The 15,918-nt window shown below is 69.1% G+C and carries 12 protein-coding genes, 1 tRNA gene and 1 pseudogene; 7 read left to right on the forward strand and 7 right to left on the reverse strand.

All coding sequences use genetic code 11. From position 1 onward, the window contains the following. A pseudogene (locus tag ACWCP0_RS40865) lies at positions 1-179 on the forward strand (MarR family transcriptional regulator); the annotation flags it as partial. Positions 180-267: 88 nt separating this feature from the next. Here the strand turns inward: ACWCP0_RS40865 and abc-f are convergent. After that, positions 268-1,965: a ribosomal protection-like ABC-F family protein gene (gene abc-f / locus ACWCP0_RS40870; RefSeq protein WP_451083787.1), complete on the reverse strand. Its 1,698-nt coding sequence runs from the start codon at positions 1,963-1,965 to the stop codon at positions 268-270. A gap of 185 nt (positions 1,966-2,150) precedes the next feature. Next, a complete protein-coding gene (locus ACWCP0_RS40875) occupies positions 2,151-2,372 on the reverse strand; it encodes a helix-turn-helix domain-containing protein (protein WP_451083798.1) in 222 nt (73 codons plus the stop codon). A gap of 115 nt (positions 2,373-2,487) precedes the next feature. On the opposite strand from ACWCP0_RS40875, the gene map reads away from it, so the two are divergent. From map to ACWCP0_RS40890, 3 genes are all read left to right on the forward strand, one after another. Further along, entirely contained in the window at positions 2,488-3,255 is a 768-nt protein-coding gene (gene map / locus ACWCP0_RS40880; protein WP_451083788.1) for a type I methionyl aminopeptidase, read from the forward strand. A gap of 260 nt (positions 3,256-3,515) precedes the next feature. After that, positions 3,516-4,616: a helix-turn-helix domain-containing protein gene (locus ACWCP0_RS40885; RefSeq protein WP_451083789.1), complete on the forward strand. Its 1,101-nt coding sequence runs from the start codon at positions 3,516-3,518 to the stop codon at positions 4,614-4,616. A gap of 61 nt (positions 4,617-4,677) precedes the next feature. Continuing rightward, positions 4,678-6,294, forward strand: coding sequence for an ADP-ribosyltransferase domain-containing protein (locus tag ACWCP0_RS40890; RefSeq protein WP_451083790.1), 1,617 nt, complete (start codon positions 4,678-4,680; stop codon positions 6,292-6,294). A gap of 775 nt (positions 6,295-7,069) precedes the next feature. Here ACWCP0_RS40890 and ACWCP0_RS40895 read toward each other — a convergent pair. From ACWCP0_RS40895 to ACWCP0_RS40905, 3 genes are all read right to left on the reverse strand, one after another. Next, positions 7,070-7,143, reverse strand: a tRNA-Met gene (locus ACWCP0_RS40895). Positions 7,144-7,413: 270 nt separating this feature from the next. Continuing rightward, entirely contained in the window at positions 7,414-7,809 is a 396-nt protein-coding gene (locus tag ACWCP0_RS40900; protein ID WP_451083791.1) for a hypothetical protein, read from the reverse strand. A 1,316-nt stretch (positions 7,810-9,125) separates the two neighbouring features. Beyond that, positions 9,126-10,964 carry a protein kinase domain-containing protein gene (locus ACWCP0_RS40905; protein ID WP_451083792.1) on the reverse strand — a complete coding sequence of 613 codons (1,839 nt, stop codon included), beginning with the start codon at positions 10,962-10,964 and terminating at the stop codon, positions 9,126-9,128. 241 nt (positions 10,965-11,205) lie between these two features. Here ACWCP0_RS40905 and ACWCP0_RS40910 point away from each other — a divergent pair, with 241 nt between their 5' ends. After that, positions 11,206-12,228, forward strand: a complete 1,023-nt coding sequence (locus ACWCP0_RS40910) for an AraC-like ligand-binding domain-containing protein (protein ID WP_451083793.1) — start codon at positions 11,206-11,208, stop codon at positions 12,226-12,228. 432 nt (positions 12,229-12,660) lie between these two features. On the opposite strand, the gene ACWCP0_RS40915 is transcribed toward ACWCP0_RS40910, so the two are convergent. Beyond that, entirely contained in the window at positions 12,661-13,077 is a 417-nt protein-coding gene (locus ACWCP0_RS40915) for a peptidoglycan-binding domain-containing protein (protein WP_451083794.1), read from the reverse strand. A 759-nt stretch (positions 13,078-13,836) separates the two neighbouring features. Here ACWCP0_RS40915 and ACWCP0_RS40920 point away from each other — a divergent pair. Further along, positions 13,837-14,004 carry a hypothetical protein gene (locus ACWCP0_RS40920; protein ID WP_451083795.1) on the forward strand — a complete coding sequence of 56 codons (168 nt, stop codon included), beginning with the start codon at positions 13,837-13,839 and terminating at the stop codon, positions 14,002-14,004. Positions 14,005-14,199: 195 nt separating this feature from the next. Here the strand turns inward: ACWCP0_RS40920 and ACWCP0_RS40925 are convergent, their stop codons facing one another. Then, complete coding sequence (locus ACWCP0_RS40925) at positions 14,200-15,060, reverse strand: maleylpyruvate isomerase N-terminal domain-containing protein (protein ID WP_451083796.1); 861 nt, start codon at positions 15,058-15,060, stop codon at positions 14,200-14,202. A gap of 410 nt (positions 15,061-15,470) precedes the next feature. On the opposite strand from ACWCP0_RS40925, the gene ACWCP0_RS40930 reads away from it, so the two are divergent. Then, positions 15,471-15,653: a hypothetical protein gene (locus ACWCP0_RS40930; protein ID WP_451083797.1), complete on the forward strand. Its 183-nt coding sequence runs from the start codon at positions 15,471-15,473 to the stop codon at positions 15,651-15,653. Positions 15,654-15,918: the final 265 nt, after the last annotated feature.

The raw sequence follows: 15,918 nt of genomic DNA on the forward strand, positions 1-15,918 counted from the left end.
CCACCGCGCCACCGAACGCCGCACCCACCGGCACAGGCAGGCCACGCCCCGAGGACCGCAGGCCCCCCGCAGACCCACGGACACGACGCCGAGGCCGTGCGTGAGACGAGGAGACGTTCACCACCGTCCTCATGGCTTCGGGCCTGCCCAAGATGACGGCCCGGGTGCTGACCTGCCTCTGATCCACGGGGAGGACTGCCGGACAACCAGAGGATCCCCCAGCAAGCTGTACCGGCACCGCTGGTTCGTACGCCCGCATCGCCGGACCTACTCGGCACGGACGACTGGGCGGCTCAAGGTCGTCAGTTCTGGCGCGCCTTCTCGGCGGCCATGGGTAAGTTCCAGGCGGGGCCCGTGGAAGCGTTCGCGCAGGAGCCGGTCGTGCGTCACCACGACCAGCGTGCCGGTGTAGCGGGCCAGGGCTGCCTCGATCTCTTCCACCAAGGCGGGGGCCAGGTGGTTCGTCGGCTCGTCGAGCAGCAGCAGATCGAGTGGGCCGGCTGTCACGAGCCGGGCCAGTTCGAGCTTGCGGCGCTGCCCGACGGACAAGTTCCGTACGGGAACAGCGAGGTCGGCGGCGTGGAACAGGCCGAGTGCAAGGAGTGCGTCGGCGTGCTCGTCGGGCTGCCCCGCCCTGTCGGCGGCGAATGCCGCGAGCAGCGTTCGGTCATCGAAGGCTGCGTCGGGCGCGCTCTGCTGACGTAGGAATCCGACCCGCCGCGGTCGCCGAACGATACCGGCGTCAGGCGTCAATTCCCCTGCCAGCAGTTGGAGAAGGGTGCTTTTGCCGACACCGTTGGGGCCGGTGACGAACAGTCGGTCGCCAGGGGCGAGTTTCAGGGACGGGACGTACAACCGCCCTTTGACCAGGACGCCTTCCAGGTGCGCTGTTGTTGATGTTTCCTCGACGGTTGGCGTGCCTTCGACGCTGCCTGTGAACCGCAGTGGCTGCGGAGGCGGCGCCACGGGGTGCTCCGTGAGCCGTTGCAACCGCTCGCGTGCGTTCCGGATGCGGCTCTGTGCGCCGTGGGCCCGCGAGCGCGCTCGGAAAGCGCCGGCGCCGCTGAAGGCCCACGGCCCCTTGCGGGGGATCTCGGCCAGCAGTCCGATGCTGGAGTCGGCGAGGTGTTCCTGTCGGGCGACCTCATTGCGCCATTGCTCGTGATCCCACGCCCAACGGGCCCGAGCCGCCGCCTTGGCGGCGAGGAAGCCGGCGTATCCGTTGCCGTAGCGCCGTACCGTGTGCTGATCGTGGTCCACTTCCAGCACGGTGGAGGTGACGCGATCCAGGAACGCCCGATCGTGCGTGGCCACGATCACCGTGCCTCGATGGCGGCGCAGATGGCCTTCGAGCCAGGCCACGGCCTCGTCGTCCAGATCGTTGGTCGGCTCGTCGAGCAGCAGTAGTTCGGGGGCGGAGGCCAGGGTCGCGGCGAGCGCGAGCCGGGAGTGCTGCCCTCCGGAGAGGGTGCTCATCGGACGTGTGCGGTCCAGTGGCGCGTGCTCGCCAAGTCGGCGCAGGCTCACCTCGACACGGCGATCCGCTTCGTGCCCGCCCCGCGCCTCGAACTCGGCTACCAGGGCGGCGTAGTGCTCGAACTCGGCGGGGCCGGCCGTGCCCAGCGCCGCCTCCGTGATCCGGATACGGCGTTCCAGGGCTCGCAGTTCGCCCAGCACGTGGTCCACGGCATCGCCCACGCGCGCCGAATCGGGCAGATCGAGAGTCTGGCGAAGGTGGCCGATGCCGCCTGGTGCTGTGACGGTGAGGCTGCCGTTGTCGACCGGCTCCTGCCCTGCGAGCAGCCGCAGAAGCGTGGACTTCCCAGAGCCGTTGTCCCCGACGATCCCGACCTTCTCGCCCGGCCGGACAGTGAGAGACACACGGTCCAGCACAATGCGGTCGCCATAGCGCTTGGTCACCTCGGCAAGAGCAAGCTGAGACGTGGTGAGAGGAGGAGCAGTCACGGTGGTGCCGGAAGGAGCAGGGTGCAAGAGCAGTCCTTTGCTAGGCGAACAGGATCGTGCGGCAAGCAGAAGGAGCACCAGCTGCTCGCCGACGACCTAGAAGTTAGACGATACGTTCCGTCTCGTCAAGCTTAGTGCTGCGTCAGGAACGTCCGATTCTCAGCCGGATGGCGCGCGCCTGACAGTCACGCCGACATGGCCTGCTCGCCGCCTTCGGCGTCTTCCGCACAGGCGGCGGCCAGGGCATCGAGCGACAGGTGCAGGGCGTGGGCCAGGGCTGCCACGGTGAAGAAGGCCGCGGTTGGGGCCCGGCCGGTCTCGATCTTGCGGAGTGTCTCCGCGGATACTCGAGCGACTGCTGCCACGTCGACCATGCTGCGGTCACCGCGGGCCTGGCGGAGCAGGATCCCGAAGCGCTATCCGCGTTGCCGCTCTTGCGGACTCAAAGGAACTCTCACCATGCCCGTGATACTAATACCGGTATAAGTATTGGGTAGTGCGCATGGCAGGGAGTCACGACACATGGTGGAGATCAAGACCGACACCGCACTGGAGGCGATGCGAGAAGCTGGACGCGTCGTGGCCCATGCACTCGCAGCCGCCCGCGCGGCGGCAGCTGTGGGAGTTCGCCTGCGCGAGCTCGACGAAGCCGCCCGCACCGTTCTCACCAGGGCCGGAGCACGTTCTCCGTTCCTGGGCTACCAGCCCGCCTTCGCCCCCATCCCCTTCCCCGCCGTAATCTGCGCCTCCGTGAACGACGCCGTCTCGCACGGCATCCCCGACGACTATCGCCTGCGCGACGGCGACCTGGTCAGCATCGACTGCGGAGCCGAACTCGACGGCTGGACCGGCGACGCCGCAATCAGCTTCACCGTCGGCACCCCTCGCCCCGCCGACCTCGAACTCATCGCCGCCACCCAGCAGGCCCTGAATGCGGGCATCGCCGCCGCCACCGTCGGCCATCGCGTCGGCGACATCTCCCATGCCATCAGCACGGTCGCCCGCAAGGCCGACTGCGGCATGCCGGCCGACTTCGGCGGCCACGGCATCGGCCGCCAGATGCACGAAGACCCCCACGTCCCCAACCACGGACGACCCGGCCGCGGCTTCCCCCTGCGCCACGGCCTCGCCCTCGCCATCGAACCCATGCTCATGGCTGGAGGACGCAACGACTACTACACCGACCCCGACGGATGGACCCTGCGCACGATCGACGGCAGCCGAGCCGCCCACAGCGAACACACCATCGCCATCACCGAGGACGGCCCCCGCATCCTCACCCTGCCCTGACCTCGGATCCGCTCACCTCCGGCAGCCGGACACATCGGCCACTCTCGGGAAGCACCGACCAGCGATCACGGCTCCTTCCGGCGCTGAGCTCTGGTTGGCAGTACAGGCAACCCTCGAACAGGGAGCGGACGACGCGTGGGCGCAGGGTGGTTGACCGTCCCGAACCATTCCCCCCGAGATTGGCCGTGTCCCTTCCATGCCTGCGGCCCAGGCCGTGTCGCTCACCCTGACCGCCTCCGAAGCGCCACCGGCTCAAGAAGATGGCCTACGGTCACAAGACCCCGCATCAGGCCCGGCAGCGCGCAACTATCGTGCTGCTGGCTGCCCGTGGGTGCTCCAATGCCCGGACATCCGCGCAGACGCGGCTGCACGTGGACACGGTGCGCACCTGGCGGGGCAGGTTCGCCACCGGCGGCTTGCCCGCCCTCGCCGACCGCAAGCGGTCAGGTCGGCCGGCCTCGTTCACCGCGTTGCAGGTCGCCGAGGTCAAGGCGCTGGCTTGTCAGTTACCCGCCGAGACCGGCACCCCGGGGCGGGCCCGGTCAGCCGCGCGGCCGGCCGAGGCGGGTCTGTGCTTGTCAGGTGTGACGGCAGGTCATCGTCCTCTTCCTGCGCCAGCGTTGTCAGTGGCGGCCGCTAGCTTCGGGGGTATTGGAACGGCCGTTTCCCGACAGGAGTGGACGATGACCGAGGACCGTGTGGAGCCCGCACTCCGGGTGGTGCTGACTGACGTCAACGAGGGCGTGGTGGAGGCGTGGCGGGCGGCGTTCGCCGACACCTCCGGGATCGACATCCGCCGGGGCTCGATCCTCGACGAGGACGCCGATGCCTGGGTCACCCCGACCAACTCCCGTGGCCAGATGGACGGCGGGGTCGACGCTGTCATCAAGCGGCACCTCGGAGCGGGCATCCAACTGCGCGTGCAGCGTGCGATCCGCGACCGGTTCGCCGGGAGCCTCCCGGTGGGAAGCGCGGTCTGTGTCCCGTCGGGGGCGACCGTCCCGCGGTACCTGATATCGACGCCGACGATGGTGCAGTCCTCGCAGAACGTGAGTGACACGCTGAACGTGGCCCTGGCGTGCGCGGCCGCGTTCCAGGCCGTTCACCGGCAGAACCGGCAGGTGCAGGGCAGCATCCGCTCGGTGGCGCTGGTCGGGATGGGGGCGCAGACCGGCCAGGTGCCGGCCCGGGTCTGCGCCAACTTGATGTGGACCGGCTACACGCTCTTCCACGACCACTGGTTCGAGGACGACGACGAGCTGCGCGCCACGATCACCGCGCAGCTCGCCGGCATCGAGAATGCGCCGGTCGCGAAGCGGGTGCGCATCGTGCCGCCGAAAGGGCATTCCTTTCGCCGCTGATCCCATACACCCCGCCGGCCACCTCCATCCCCCAGGTACGACGACCGGGAGCCCTTCCCCCATGAGCGACGCCACCACCCCGGCCCAGCCCGACGTGAACGACCCGCTGGGCCTCACCGAACTCTTCAAGGGCGGCGGAGAACCCTGGCTTCCGCTCCTGAAGCCCGTCATCGAGGCGCAGCCGGACGCAGCCGAGTTCATCGGCCAGGGCCGCGGCCCGGAGGTCGTCCCGGTCCGGGAACTGACCTTCCAGGCGCTCAAGCCCAACCCGCCGGACAAGTGGAAGGTCGTCGTCTTCGGCCAGAACCCGTACCCGCGGCCGGAGAGCGCAACCGGCATAGCCATGTTCGACAACACCTTCAACGACTGGAAGGACAGCCAGTTCGGCAGGGTCGTCAGCATCCGCTGCATCATCAAGGCGGCGGCGATGTGGAAGTACGGCATCGCCAAGAAGACGCCCATCGCCGACGTCCGCGCCCTGTTGAGGGAGCGGAAAACGGTCCAGCCGCCGGAATGGTTCCAGGCGATGCTCACGCAGGGCGTCCTGCTGCTGAACGCCTCGCTCACCGCCAGCGGCGACGGCGCGATGAGGGCCGACCGGCACACCGCGTTCTGGCGGCCCGTCGCCGAACGGATCGTCGAGGAGATCCTCAAGGCCAAGCAGGACGCCGATGAGGAGGACCGCGGCGTCGTCTTCGCCTGGTGGGGGGCCCACGCCCGCAACCTGAAGAAGGTCGTCCTGCGGCTCCAGGAGAAGTACCCGGACGTCGAGGTCCGTCACATCGACCACGCCAACCCCGCGGCACAGGGCGACATCTTCTGCGAGGGTGACCACTTCGCGACGGTGAACGCGGCCCTGGCCTCGCTGGGCACCGAGGAGATCGACTGGCTGCCGAGCAAGGGGTGGAACGAAGGCGCGGCCGGCGCCGACGGCGCGGACGGCGATGTCGCGGCACGCATGGGTGCCTTCATCGCGTCCACCATGGAGCTGCACCAGCTGTATCTGGAGCGGCTCACCAGCGTCAAGGACGAGGGGCACGTACTCCCGGCGATCACCGGTGTGTTCGACACCCCGCTGATGGGCTTCGAGGACGCCGTCGCCCCGGTCGCCGAGGTGCTCTCCGGGCTCGGCCGGCACATCGACCGGTCCCGCGAGTTCGGCAAGCGGCGGGCAGACGAGGCGGCTGGCGGCCTGTCCGCCGACGCGATCGCCGCGCTCTACCTCTACACCTGCGAGTCCGGGTTCTACCGCGACATCAACGCCGTCCTGCGCTCCCCGAACCGGAGCAAGGTCGTGCCCTACCTCCCGTACCTGCGGCTGCTGTTCTCAGCAGTCTCGGGGCTGCCCGCCCACACCCAGCCGCTATGGCGTGGTGTGTCGCTCGACCTGCGGGCGCAGTACCCGGTCGGGCGGACGGTGACCTGGTGGGGCGTGTCCTCGTGCACCTCCGAGCTGACCGTGGCCCGGTCCTTCCTGGGCAACCGCGGCAAGCGGACGCTCTTCGAAGTGACCCCCGCGCGAGCGGTGGGGATCCGGAGATTCTCCGCCTTCACCGGGGAGGAGGAATACATCCTCGCGCCGGGCACCCAGCTCGAGGTGACGGACGTGAAGACCGAGCGCGGCGGCCTGTGCACGGTCAAGCTGACCGAAGTGGACGACGCCTCCCTCGTCTCCTGACCCCCAGGCCCGGGGCCGCAGCCCACGAGCCCCAGTCCACTCGGTCGCGGCAGCGTACCCCTGTCCGTCGGCCCCGGCCGCCCGCCGTCAGCGCGGGCATCGAAGGTGACGATCTCTGACCACACCCTCGGAACAGGCCCTCGCTCTGCCGACTGACCCGGCAGAACGAGGGCCTTGTCGCGATCTGGGAACTGCATCGCAGGAGTCGGCACGGCGGCTGCAGCCAGTAGGGGCAGTCTGCGTGCACCTTTGAGCACTCCACTGACCGCTGACCCGTGGGGTCTGCCGCTGACGTCCTGACGACGAGCGCCGAAGGCGCCCACTGATTCGCCTCGACTAAGCGCCGGCACCGGCTTTACGGAGTTCGGCCACCACGGCGGCAGTGACTTCCTCCGACACGTCCCGAGAATGGTCGCGGGCAGCTCGCTGACGAGGAACTGGCAGCACCACAGGCTCAGCCCTGTCCGCGCCCGAAGCGGAATCTCCGCCGTCGTCCGCAGCGAGGCTCCGCCCGAGTTCCTCGACAGCCTCGCCGCCGGCCTCTTCATCGCTGCCGGAGGCTGGACAGGTCGCAGGATCAGCCGCCTTGTGCCGCGAGTGGGTCGACGGCAAGCCAAGCCCGAGACCTTCGGCGGCATGCCGACCGACCTCGCCGCGGGCACCGTGGCCGATGGCGGCCTACGTGGCAGGCGAGCCGAAGGGCGCCCCATGCAGGCGGCTTTCACACAGAAGACCGGGTCCGCCGCAGGTGCTGCGGCGGACCCGGTCTTCTGTGTGGCCGAGGTGGGATTTGAACCCACGACCTCTGGGTTATGAGCCCAGCGAGCTGCCGACCTGCTCCACTCGGCAGCCTTCACCGTAGGGCGCGCCAAAGGGCCGCGGCGTGAGTGAATTTCTCAGCAGGTGTGCGCGCCGGTGCCGCCCAACAAAGGGCTGCGGGCACGCGAGGGCGAGCGGGTCCGTCTCCGGGTGCGCCGACCCGGCCGCGGGCCCGCGCGAAGGCTCGCCCGGGCGGGCCGCCACGATGATGGCGACCCCGGTGTCCTGCCAGCTGCAAAGGACCAGTCGGCGGATCGCTGAGGCCCGGCCGCGCGGGGGCTCCGCGAGCGCTCCGCTGGCCTACGCGTTCTTCCGGCCGGAGCACCAGTCGGGGCCGGTTACGCGTTCGCAGACCTCGATGGCTTCGACCTCGTTCCTGTCGTAGGCGCGTGAACCGCACCCGTTCGCGGATCCGTTGCCGTCGCTGATCTCCACGTACCCGCCGACCAGCCAGACTTTGGCATAGACGCCGTGGCCGTCCGCTTCGCGGTCGCACGCGAAGGCCACTTCCCCGAGGAAAACGCCTTCGTAGTAGACGTGAGACACCTGCGCGTAGTCGTCCCCCTGGTAGACGCGGGGTATGACACCCGCGTGGGCGGGCCCGGAAGCCAGAGCCGACAACCCGACGACGGCGGCAGCCAGTGCCAGAGCCTTCCCCGTTCTCCGTGCGGCGGCGGCGATCTTACGTCTTCCCATGTCCGTGTCTCTCCTGGGCGTTGGCGATGAGCGGCTCTGTTGCTTCATGCGGTAGACCGGATGAGCCGACAGAGCCGCAGGGAATGATGGTGCTGCCGAGCAGTCGGGTTGGGTATCGGTGAGAACACCACCGACGGCTTGGCCATGCGCGCAAAATACTTGACGATCCCTTTGGCCGCTTCGGTTCCTCCGGCTGACCGCGGAGCAGCGATCGCGCGCCCTCTACGACGCCATCCCTGGCAATTGATCGTCGGACATCGTCGCCACCTTCCGCCGAGCCGAGGAAGACGGCCAACTGCCGCCCGGCGCCGGAGCGGTGGTTGACGCTGTGCACTGGCACTACCTCAGCGTCAGTGGCATGCCGGACAAGCTGCCCTCGACCGAAGAACTTCTGCAGATCGTCGTCCCTGCCTACCGCTTGCCCTGGCAAGCGCGGGACAACGTGAGGGCGGCAGAGCCTTCACTGGCCTGACGTTGGAGCGCAGGACGGGAACTGAGCGCACCGTCAAGACTGCATGACTTCCCACCAGCAGCGATTCGGGGTCAAGTGGTCTCGTCGTCCGCGACGACTTCGCCCCGCGCAGTCCAGGTCCGTAGGGTGCGTTCGACGCCGTACGTTTCGACGGTGAGCCGGATGACGATTCTGGGTCCGGTGCCGGACAGGCCGATCCAGACCCGATAGGTGCGGCGGGCGGTGTGGTCGTCGCCTTCCCATTCCCCCGTGACCGCCGGGCCGCCGTCCCTGAACGGCCAAGCTCCGCGAGGCCTTCCCGCACGATCCGTCCCGCAAGGCGCCGTCCGTGGGGAACGTGACCAGCTGGCTCACCCGCCACCCCGACCGCCTCCACCTGCCCCTGGCGGGCCCCGAGCCGAGCCCCGTCGGCCCTCTCAAGGTCTGCCGCCGGCGCAGCGTCACCATCACGCCAGCTGCGGCGCCAAGCACTGGCAGGCCCTCGAGTACCGCAGCGAGGAATGGCGAAAGATCTACTTCTGGCTCCGAAACAGCGTCGAGGGCTACAACAGCACGTGATCCGGTACTCCCTCAAGCTGAAGGGGAAGCCCGAGGTCGCTGAAGGCACGTACTCCATCACGGTCGAGCTGAGCCTTGGCGGCAGAGCTCGTGCGCACCAGGAAGGCCGTCGCGTTCTGCGGTGCCTCGGTGGCGTATGGCGGACGGATCGCCGCCCTTGTCCGGTCCGGCTCGTTCCAGGTGTTCCACTTGAGGGCGTCGCGCCCCCCAGCGGTGAGCAGGGCCGGAGTCCGTTCGCCCGCCCGGGCGGGCGTCCTTGTCCTGGAGTGCGGGCGCCGGCACTCCTTTACGCCTCGTGCGTCAGGGTCTGGCCGTCGAAGTACCAGCCGGGGCTGTTTGCTCCGTCGAGGCCGGTCGTGGAGCTGGTCGCGGCGGCGTGGAGGTAGCCGGGAGTCTTCGGCTGGGAGGAGCGGATCTTGCATTCCTTGGTCTGGCCGGCGGCAAGTTCGAGGGTGCAGGTCTGGCGGTAGCTGATCAGTTCGTCGTCGTTCTGTCCGGGCACAGAGCGGCCGAGCCAGTAGTAGAGGGTGATGGTCTGTGCTTTGGGGGAGTGGACCAGGACCTTGTAGCCGACGTGGCGCGGGCCGATGGAGGCGACGCACGGCGCGAAGCTGAACTGGCGAACCTGGTCGGACATGTAGTCGCTGCGGCAGTGCCACTCCGGCTCAGGGATCCCGGACGGTGGCGTGGGCAGGGCCTCGGTGTCCGAGGCGGGGCTTGGGGAGCTCTCAGCCTTGGGGGTGGGCGTGCCCTTGCGGCTCGGGGTGGGTGAGGCAGTGGCGGACGGCGAGGTGGTGGTGGAGGGCGGCGGGGTGGGGGAAGGCTTGGTGGTTTCGGCGCCGGAGGCTACGGGGTTCTGCGGGGCATCGTCGCCCTGGGTCCACCACCAGCCCGAGGTGGCCAGCAGCGCGAGGGCCAGCAGCGCGAGGGCCAGGACGGAGCCGGTGAGGCCGGGGGCGATCCGGCGGCGGGGCGTACGGCGCGCGCGGCGGTTGGCGGCGCGGTGACCGGAGGCGGGGTCGGGGGTGGCGGGTGCGGTGGCGGCCTCGTGGAGGGAGGCCCTGGTGGCTTCCGGGTGCCCCGGGGTGTCGCCGCCCCCAGCGATGTTGGCGTTCCCGGCGTCGGAGGTGGCGGGGCCCTCGGGGACGGTGGCCTGGGCAATGAGCGGCGCGGTGGGCTCGGCGGGGAGCTGTGGTAGCGCGGTGACCTGCGGCGTGGGGCCGGTGGGGCCGGTGGGGGCAGTGGCGCGCAGGGCGGCCAGCTCGGCTACCGCGGGCGGCAGCCAGGCGTCGGTGCCGAGGACGGTGACCAGGTCGTCGGTCGGTTCGACCAGTTGCGCAAGGAGTGCGGCCGGGGTGGGGCGGGCTGCCGGGTCCTTGGCGAGGCAGGGCGCGATGACCGCGTACAGGTCGGTCGGCAGGCCGTCGAGCGTCGGCGACTCGTGGAGGGTGCGGTAGAAGAGGAGTTCCGGGTTGGTCGTGTGCCGGCCGAAGGGGTTGTGGCCAGTGGCGGTGTGGGCGAGGAGCACGCCGAGCGAGAAGACGTCGGTGGCGGGGCCGACCTCCTGGTCCTGGATCTGCTCGGGTGAGGCGAAACCTGGGGTGCCCATGAACGCGCCGGGAGCGGTCATCGTGGTCGCGCCGGCCACCGCGGAGATGCCGAAGTCGATGACGCGCGGGCCGTTCGAGGTGAGGATGACGTTCGAAGGCTTGAGGTCACGGTGGATGATTCCGGCCGTGTGAATGGCCGCCAGCGCCTCCACGAGTCCCGCGCCCAGGGCCCGTACCGATCCGGAGGGCCACGGGCCGTGCTGCCGCAGGGCCTTGTCGAGGGCGACCCCGGACACGTGGACGGTGGCCAGCCACGGTTCGTCGGCCTCGGGATCGGCGTCCACGACGGCCGCGGTGTACGCACTGTTGACCTGACGGGCAGCCCGTACCTCACGGGCGAAGCGGCGACGGAACTCAACGTCGTCGGCGCGCTGGGGCCGAATCACCTTCACGGCCACCTTCATGCCGCCGGGACTGCGGCCGACGTAGACCTGGCCCATGCCACCCTGACCCAGCCGGGCGACGATGCGATACGGGCCTATCTGCCGCGGCAGCGGCGCGTTGTGCCAGTCCATGGGTAAGTGATCCCCCGTCAATCTCCATGCGGTGCACGCGGGTTGTGGGCGTGCCGGGGACGGGAGTCTGCCCAACCGGGGGTCCGGGTGTCCAATTCCGGATGTGAAACCGATGTGTCCGGCGTGGTCGGCGCCTTGGCGCAGGGTCTGTTCGACGACGATCTGGTTCCTGTGCGCCGCCTTGACCCTGTGGCGGGCGTGGTCGATGGTGGCGGCCGGGATGGTGGGCCTGGGGAGATTCATGGTGATGGTGTCGGAGTTCAGGACGAGCGATTTACCGATACGGGAGCGGTTCGGAAGCTGGTGCGATCTGACCGCCGACACGCTGGTACCGAACACGCTGCGCAGCGATCACGCCGCGGACTTTCGCGCCGGCCTGCGTCTGGTGGGTCTTGGCTCGGTGCTGGTGTCGGCGGTGTCGTACCCGTCGCTGGAGACATCACGGCCGGCGAAGCTGATCCGGCGGTCCGACCCCGAGGGGTATCAGCTGATGGTGAACCTGCACGGCAGCCACGGGATCGTCCACGGCGGCAGGGAAGCGACCAGCAGCGTAGGTCAGATCATGATGTACGACACCTCGCGGCCGTGGCACGGGTGGGCCCACACGGACCGCGGCCGGGTCAAGGGCATCCTGCTGCAACTCCCCCGAACGCTCCTGCCGCTCGCCGCGGACCGGGTTCGTTCCCTCACTGCGATGCCGCTGCCTGGCACGGACGGGATGGGCGCCCTTCTGGCCGGTTACCTCAAGCAGGTCGCCACCGGCGCCGACTCCTACACCGCGGCGGACGGGCCTCGTCTCGCCACGGTCGCCGTCGACCTGGTGACCGCCCTGTGTGCGCACCATCTGGACGCCGAGCGTGCGGTGCCCCCCGAGACCCACCACCGGGCCCTGCTTCTGCGGATCCATGCCTTCATCGACCAGCACCTCGGCGACCCCGGCCTCACCCCGGCCGCCGTCGCGGCCGGGTGCCAGATCTCGCTGCGCCACCTGCACCGGCTCTTCACAGAGCAGGACCTGACGGTGGCCGCGTGGATACGCCACCGCCGGCTGGAGCGCTGCCGCCGCGACCTCACCGACCCGGGCTCGAACAGCCGCCCCATCGGCGCGATCGCCGCCCGTTGGGGATTCACCGACTCCGCGCACTTCAGCCGCACCTTCCGGGCCGCCTACGGCATGCCACCCAGCGACTACCGCCACACCGCACGCACGGGCAGCCAGCACGCGCTTGCGACCACCTGGCCCGCATCGCCCAGGACTTCCTGACCCACTCGGCACGCTCGATCGCCCCGACCCGATCAACGCAAGGGTGACGAGGAGGCCAAGGCTACCTTGGCGCTGTCTGCTGAACACGGGCATGGAGCAGAGCAGTGACGCTCGCCCATCGTCGCGTGTCGATGCGAAGGCTCCGGCGCATGAACTCACGCCAGAGCCTCCCCCCGTGACCACAAGCGTCAGGTCAGTAGGCGACCTTCCCGTGGCTGGGTCGGTCAAAGTCCAGCCAGAACTGCCTGCCGTTCCGGACTTCCTTGAGCGCCACGTCCACCGGCCGGGCTGAATCCAGAGGGCCCACACCCGTCGGGCACCCCGTGTCGAGGAAGCGGACCTTCACGTCGGTGCCGACGTTGAGCCAGACGTTGATGTCCTCGCACCTGGTCGTGGTGGGACGCTCGGTGGGGCTTGGGACGAGTACGGCTGCTAGCAGCCGTAGTACCTTCCGGCCGAGTCGAACTTGGCCCACACCATCGCATTGGAGGTCTGGGGGCCGAAGACGCCGTCCACGGTGATGCCGAGCCTGCTCTGCACGTTGCGCACGGCCTGGGCTGTCTTGGGCCCGTACTGGCTGTCCACGGCGAGACCCTGGTTGTAGCAGCGGTTCAAGTTCCGCTGTAGCTCGGCGACCCCGTTGTTGGCGTAGCCCTGCTGGAGGTGGCACTGGCGGTTGCCGCTGTTCTTGGACGTGGTGGGGATCGGATGCCAGTAGCCGCCGTAGGAGAACCAGGTGAAGTCGGAGCAGGGACCGGTGGCGGCGGCCGGGGTCGCGGTGGCGACGACCCCTCCGAGTGGGATGAGAACCGCTGCCGCCGTGGCGGCGATGGCTCGCTTGAGTCGCATGATCGTCTCCGTTTCCTGGGAGCCACCGGCCGAGTGCCGATGGGTGGGATAGCAAGCTGCCTGAGGCAGTCCCAGCATGTTCTTGACACGTCGCTACGGCCTTGTCGGCCAGTGCCATGTGGTTGGCCATGCGTGCCCTCTCCCGGGACGTGGACAGGTGCGCTTCGCGCAGGAGGCTTGCGCACGCCCCCGCTCGAGTCGTTGTCGCCAAGTAGTTGGCCGTGCACGCCCTCCAAGACGCAGGCAGCGGGTCGGCTCGCGACGGAGGCCCGAAGGCGGCCGTGAGCTGCCTGCGGGGCTCGAGTGGGCGGGCTCGGTCTACACCGGCCTGCCGTCGCAGTGGACGTAACCGTCGGCGGTGCGGTGCGGCTGGGTGCACGCTGCATGGGCGGCGTGGTCGTAGGCGTGCTGACCGCCACCTCCTTCGCGAAGTGCCGTGCCGCGTCCGGGCTGTTGGTGATGATGCTGCGGGGCACCGTCATTCCGCAGCGGGTCGCGGCAACGAGCTGCTGCGGCTTGTGGGCGGCGAGGCGGTCGGCGTGCGGATTGTTGATACACGGCACGCCTGGAAGGGCGGCGAGCACGTTGAGGATCGCGGCGTCTGCCTGGTTCTGTGCCCATGCAGCGTAGGGCTCGGGGACGGTGCCGGCGATGAGGGGACGGGCGGGCCGCCTCCAGTAGACGGCCCGCACCTCCTCAAGCCGCGCCCTCCGGCGCCCGTCGTCAAAGGTTTCCCTCCCAACCCGTAACCCGCGGCCGGTGAGTTCCTGCGAGAGTGAGCTGCTGTGGGAACTCGGCGACGTCGAACCGCATCACGGGCACGTCGCGCTGGTTGAGCTGATCTACGACCATGTCGGCCGCCGCGTCGAGCTGCTCAGCGACAACGAGCACAGGGCGGGCGGCGGTGCTCATGACGCCGATGCGTAGTACGGGTCCTGGACGTCGTCGCCCTGGCCGTCCAGGTTCGTGTCGGTCGTCGAGGCGGCCTGATTTCGAACGGCGCAACGCCCTCAAAGAGATCCGTGCCAGGAAGTCCGATGACTGCAGTGGTCACCAACTTGGCTTGGAAGCCACTGGCTACCAATAGAGCGCAGGGCCCGGCGCTCAACAAGAGACGCGTGATCAACGGCTCCGAGTTTCCGGTACTCGGATGAGGATGCCGCGAGTGCCTACGAAATGCCCAGTCAGTTCGGGATCGCCCGACAGGACAAGCCGATCCTGGGTAAAGGGCGCTCCCGTGAACAGTCGCCAGGCGGAGTCGGTGTCGAGTTTGGCCGTCGCAGCCGGTTGCTCATCGGCCCCGGCCTGGCTCAGCTCGACCAGATCCCATTGACAGCTGCGGCGCTGCAGTCGCCAGGTGCCACCGCCGGCGCCGCTGAGGCGGATCCCCAGGTCCGCGTCCGGGCCCGTGAGCGGCGCGTAGTGGAGCGGCAGCGCCCACAGAAACGTGCGCAGCACGGCGCCGAGAAATCGCTCGTCGCGCAGTCCTGGGCGTTTGACGGCGTCGCGAATCTGCTGCTGGTGCACCCAGCGCTCGGTGAGGTCTTGGGCGATGTCGAACCACAGCGGGACCGGGTCCGGGCTGGCCCAGGCGACATGGCCGTTGGCCATGAGGTCCATGTCGGACCAGTAGGCGTTCATCTCGGTGCCTGCGACATCAAGAAGGGTGGTGATCACCCGCGGACTGAGAACGCGGGTGGTCTCCACCCACCGCTGGTTCTTGGCGTCCAGGGCCGCCACGAAGGAGTCGTGGCCGGTGAAGCCCGTCAACAGACCCGAGCGGTCACCGTCGCGGCCACGAGAGAGCCAGCCCAGATCATCGTCCAGGATGTGCAGCGCGACGTCCTTCACAGACCAGCCCGGACACACGGTGGGCTGATCCCAGGCCGACGAGTCCAGGTCTTCCAGCAGTCTCAACAGCGCCGCTCGTTCTTCGTGCAGCAACGAACGCACATCCATGGGCTGCAGCTCCCACAGGCTCATGACCCTCCTCAGTGCGTCCTTCTGGCAACAGCACGCTGCGGTATTCGACCAGACCTCAAGGCCAGGCCAGCAATCGGGTCGGCCCGAGCCCTTCATGAACAGTCCACCATGTCCCTGACGGACGCCTCGCCGGCGTGCAAATCGGAGTGCGGCTGGCCGTCGACGTCGGTAGTGCCTTGGTGGATCGATCCCGCGAAACAGTCTGGTGCCGGAGCTGGCTTGAGGGACCACGCACTGTTGCCAGAGGCGCACCGTTCAGTTCTTGTCCTGTCCCCGGCGTTACCCCTGCACACCCCCGCAATAGAGACAAATGGTCACAGCTTTTCATGTCGCATCGCGGATGGTCCTGCCTTACGGCTCCCGAAGACGACCCGCCGCGTCCGTCTGGTGCCCGACCAAGGAGAATCGACGTGATCCCCGCCGGCCGCGCCCCTCTCGGTACCGACGACATTGCCAAGCGCAAGGGTGCGAACTCGCTGCCGCGCACCGAGGCCGAGGAGCTGCCCAAGCCGATCAGTCGGCCATGCGTACGCACGCGTATCTGGGACGCCGAGCAGGTCGAGGCCCATCTCGCCGGCGAGGAAGTCCCGTAGCTGCCTGCCCAGGAGTCTCCTGAGGACCTGCTGGACCGGGAGGAGGCCCGGCACGAGCTCCAGCACGTCATCAAGCCCGCGGCCTGGCGCGCCTACATCGCCCACGGCCACGCCCCGACGCCGGACAAGACGTGCGCTCGCCCCGAACATCGAGCTGCCGGCCTCGTCTGCTAGGGACTGTGCCGAGTTGAGATCACGGGTTTGGCTGTTTCGCTGTCCCGGCTGGGTTGGGACGGTAGACATGCGGGATGACCCGGGGTGATCT

It is taken from the genome of Streptomyces sp. NPDC001970 (assembly GCF_053594115.1).

Bases quoted from the DNA above. Each gene is read 5' to 3' on its own strand.
- map (WP_451083788.1), top strand. From the start codon at position 2,488: ATGGTGGAGATCAAGACCGACACCGCACTGGAGGCGATGCGAGAAGCT.
- ACWCP0_RS40885 (WP_451083789.1), top strand. From the start codon at position 3,516: ATGGCCTACGGTCACAAGACCCCGCATCAGGCCCGGCAGCGCGCAACT.
- ACWCP0_RS40890 (WP_451083790.1), top strand. From the start codon at position 4,678: ATGAGCGACGCCACCACCCCGGCCCAGCCCGACGTGAACGACCCGCTG.
- ACWCP0_RS40900 (WP_451083791.1), bottom strand. From the start codon at position 7,809: ATGGGAAGACGTAAGATCGCCGCCGCCGCACGGAGAACGGGGAAGGCT.
- ACWCP0_RS40905 (WP_451083792.1), bottom strand. From the start codon at position 10,964: ATGGACTGGCACAACGCGCCGCTGCCGCGGCAGATAGGCCCGTATCGC.
- ACWCP0_RS40910 (WP_451083793.1), top strand. From the start codon at position 11,206: ATGGTGATGGTGTCGGAGTTCAGGACGAGCGATTTACCGATACGGGAG.
- ACWCP0_RS40915 (WP_451083794.1), bottom strand. From the start codon at position 13,077: ATGCGACTCAAGCGAGCCATCGCCGCCACGGCGGCAGCGGTTCTCATC.
- ACWCP0_RS40925 (WP_451083796.1), bottom strand. From the start codon at position 15,060: ATGAGCCTGTGGGAGCTGCAGCCCATGGATGTGCGTTCGTTGCTGCAC.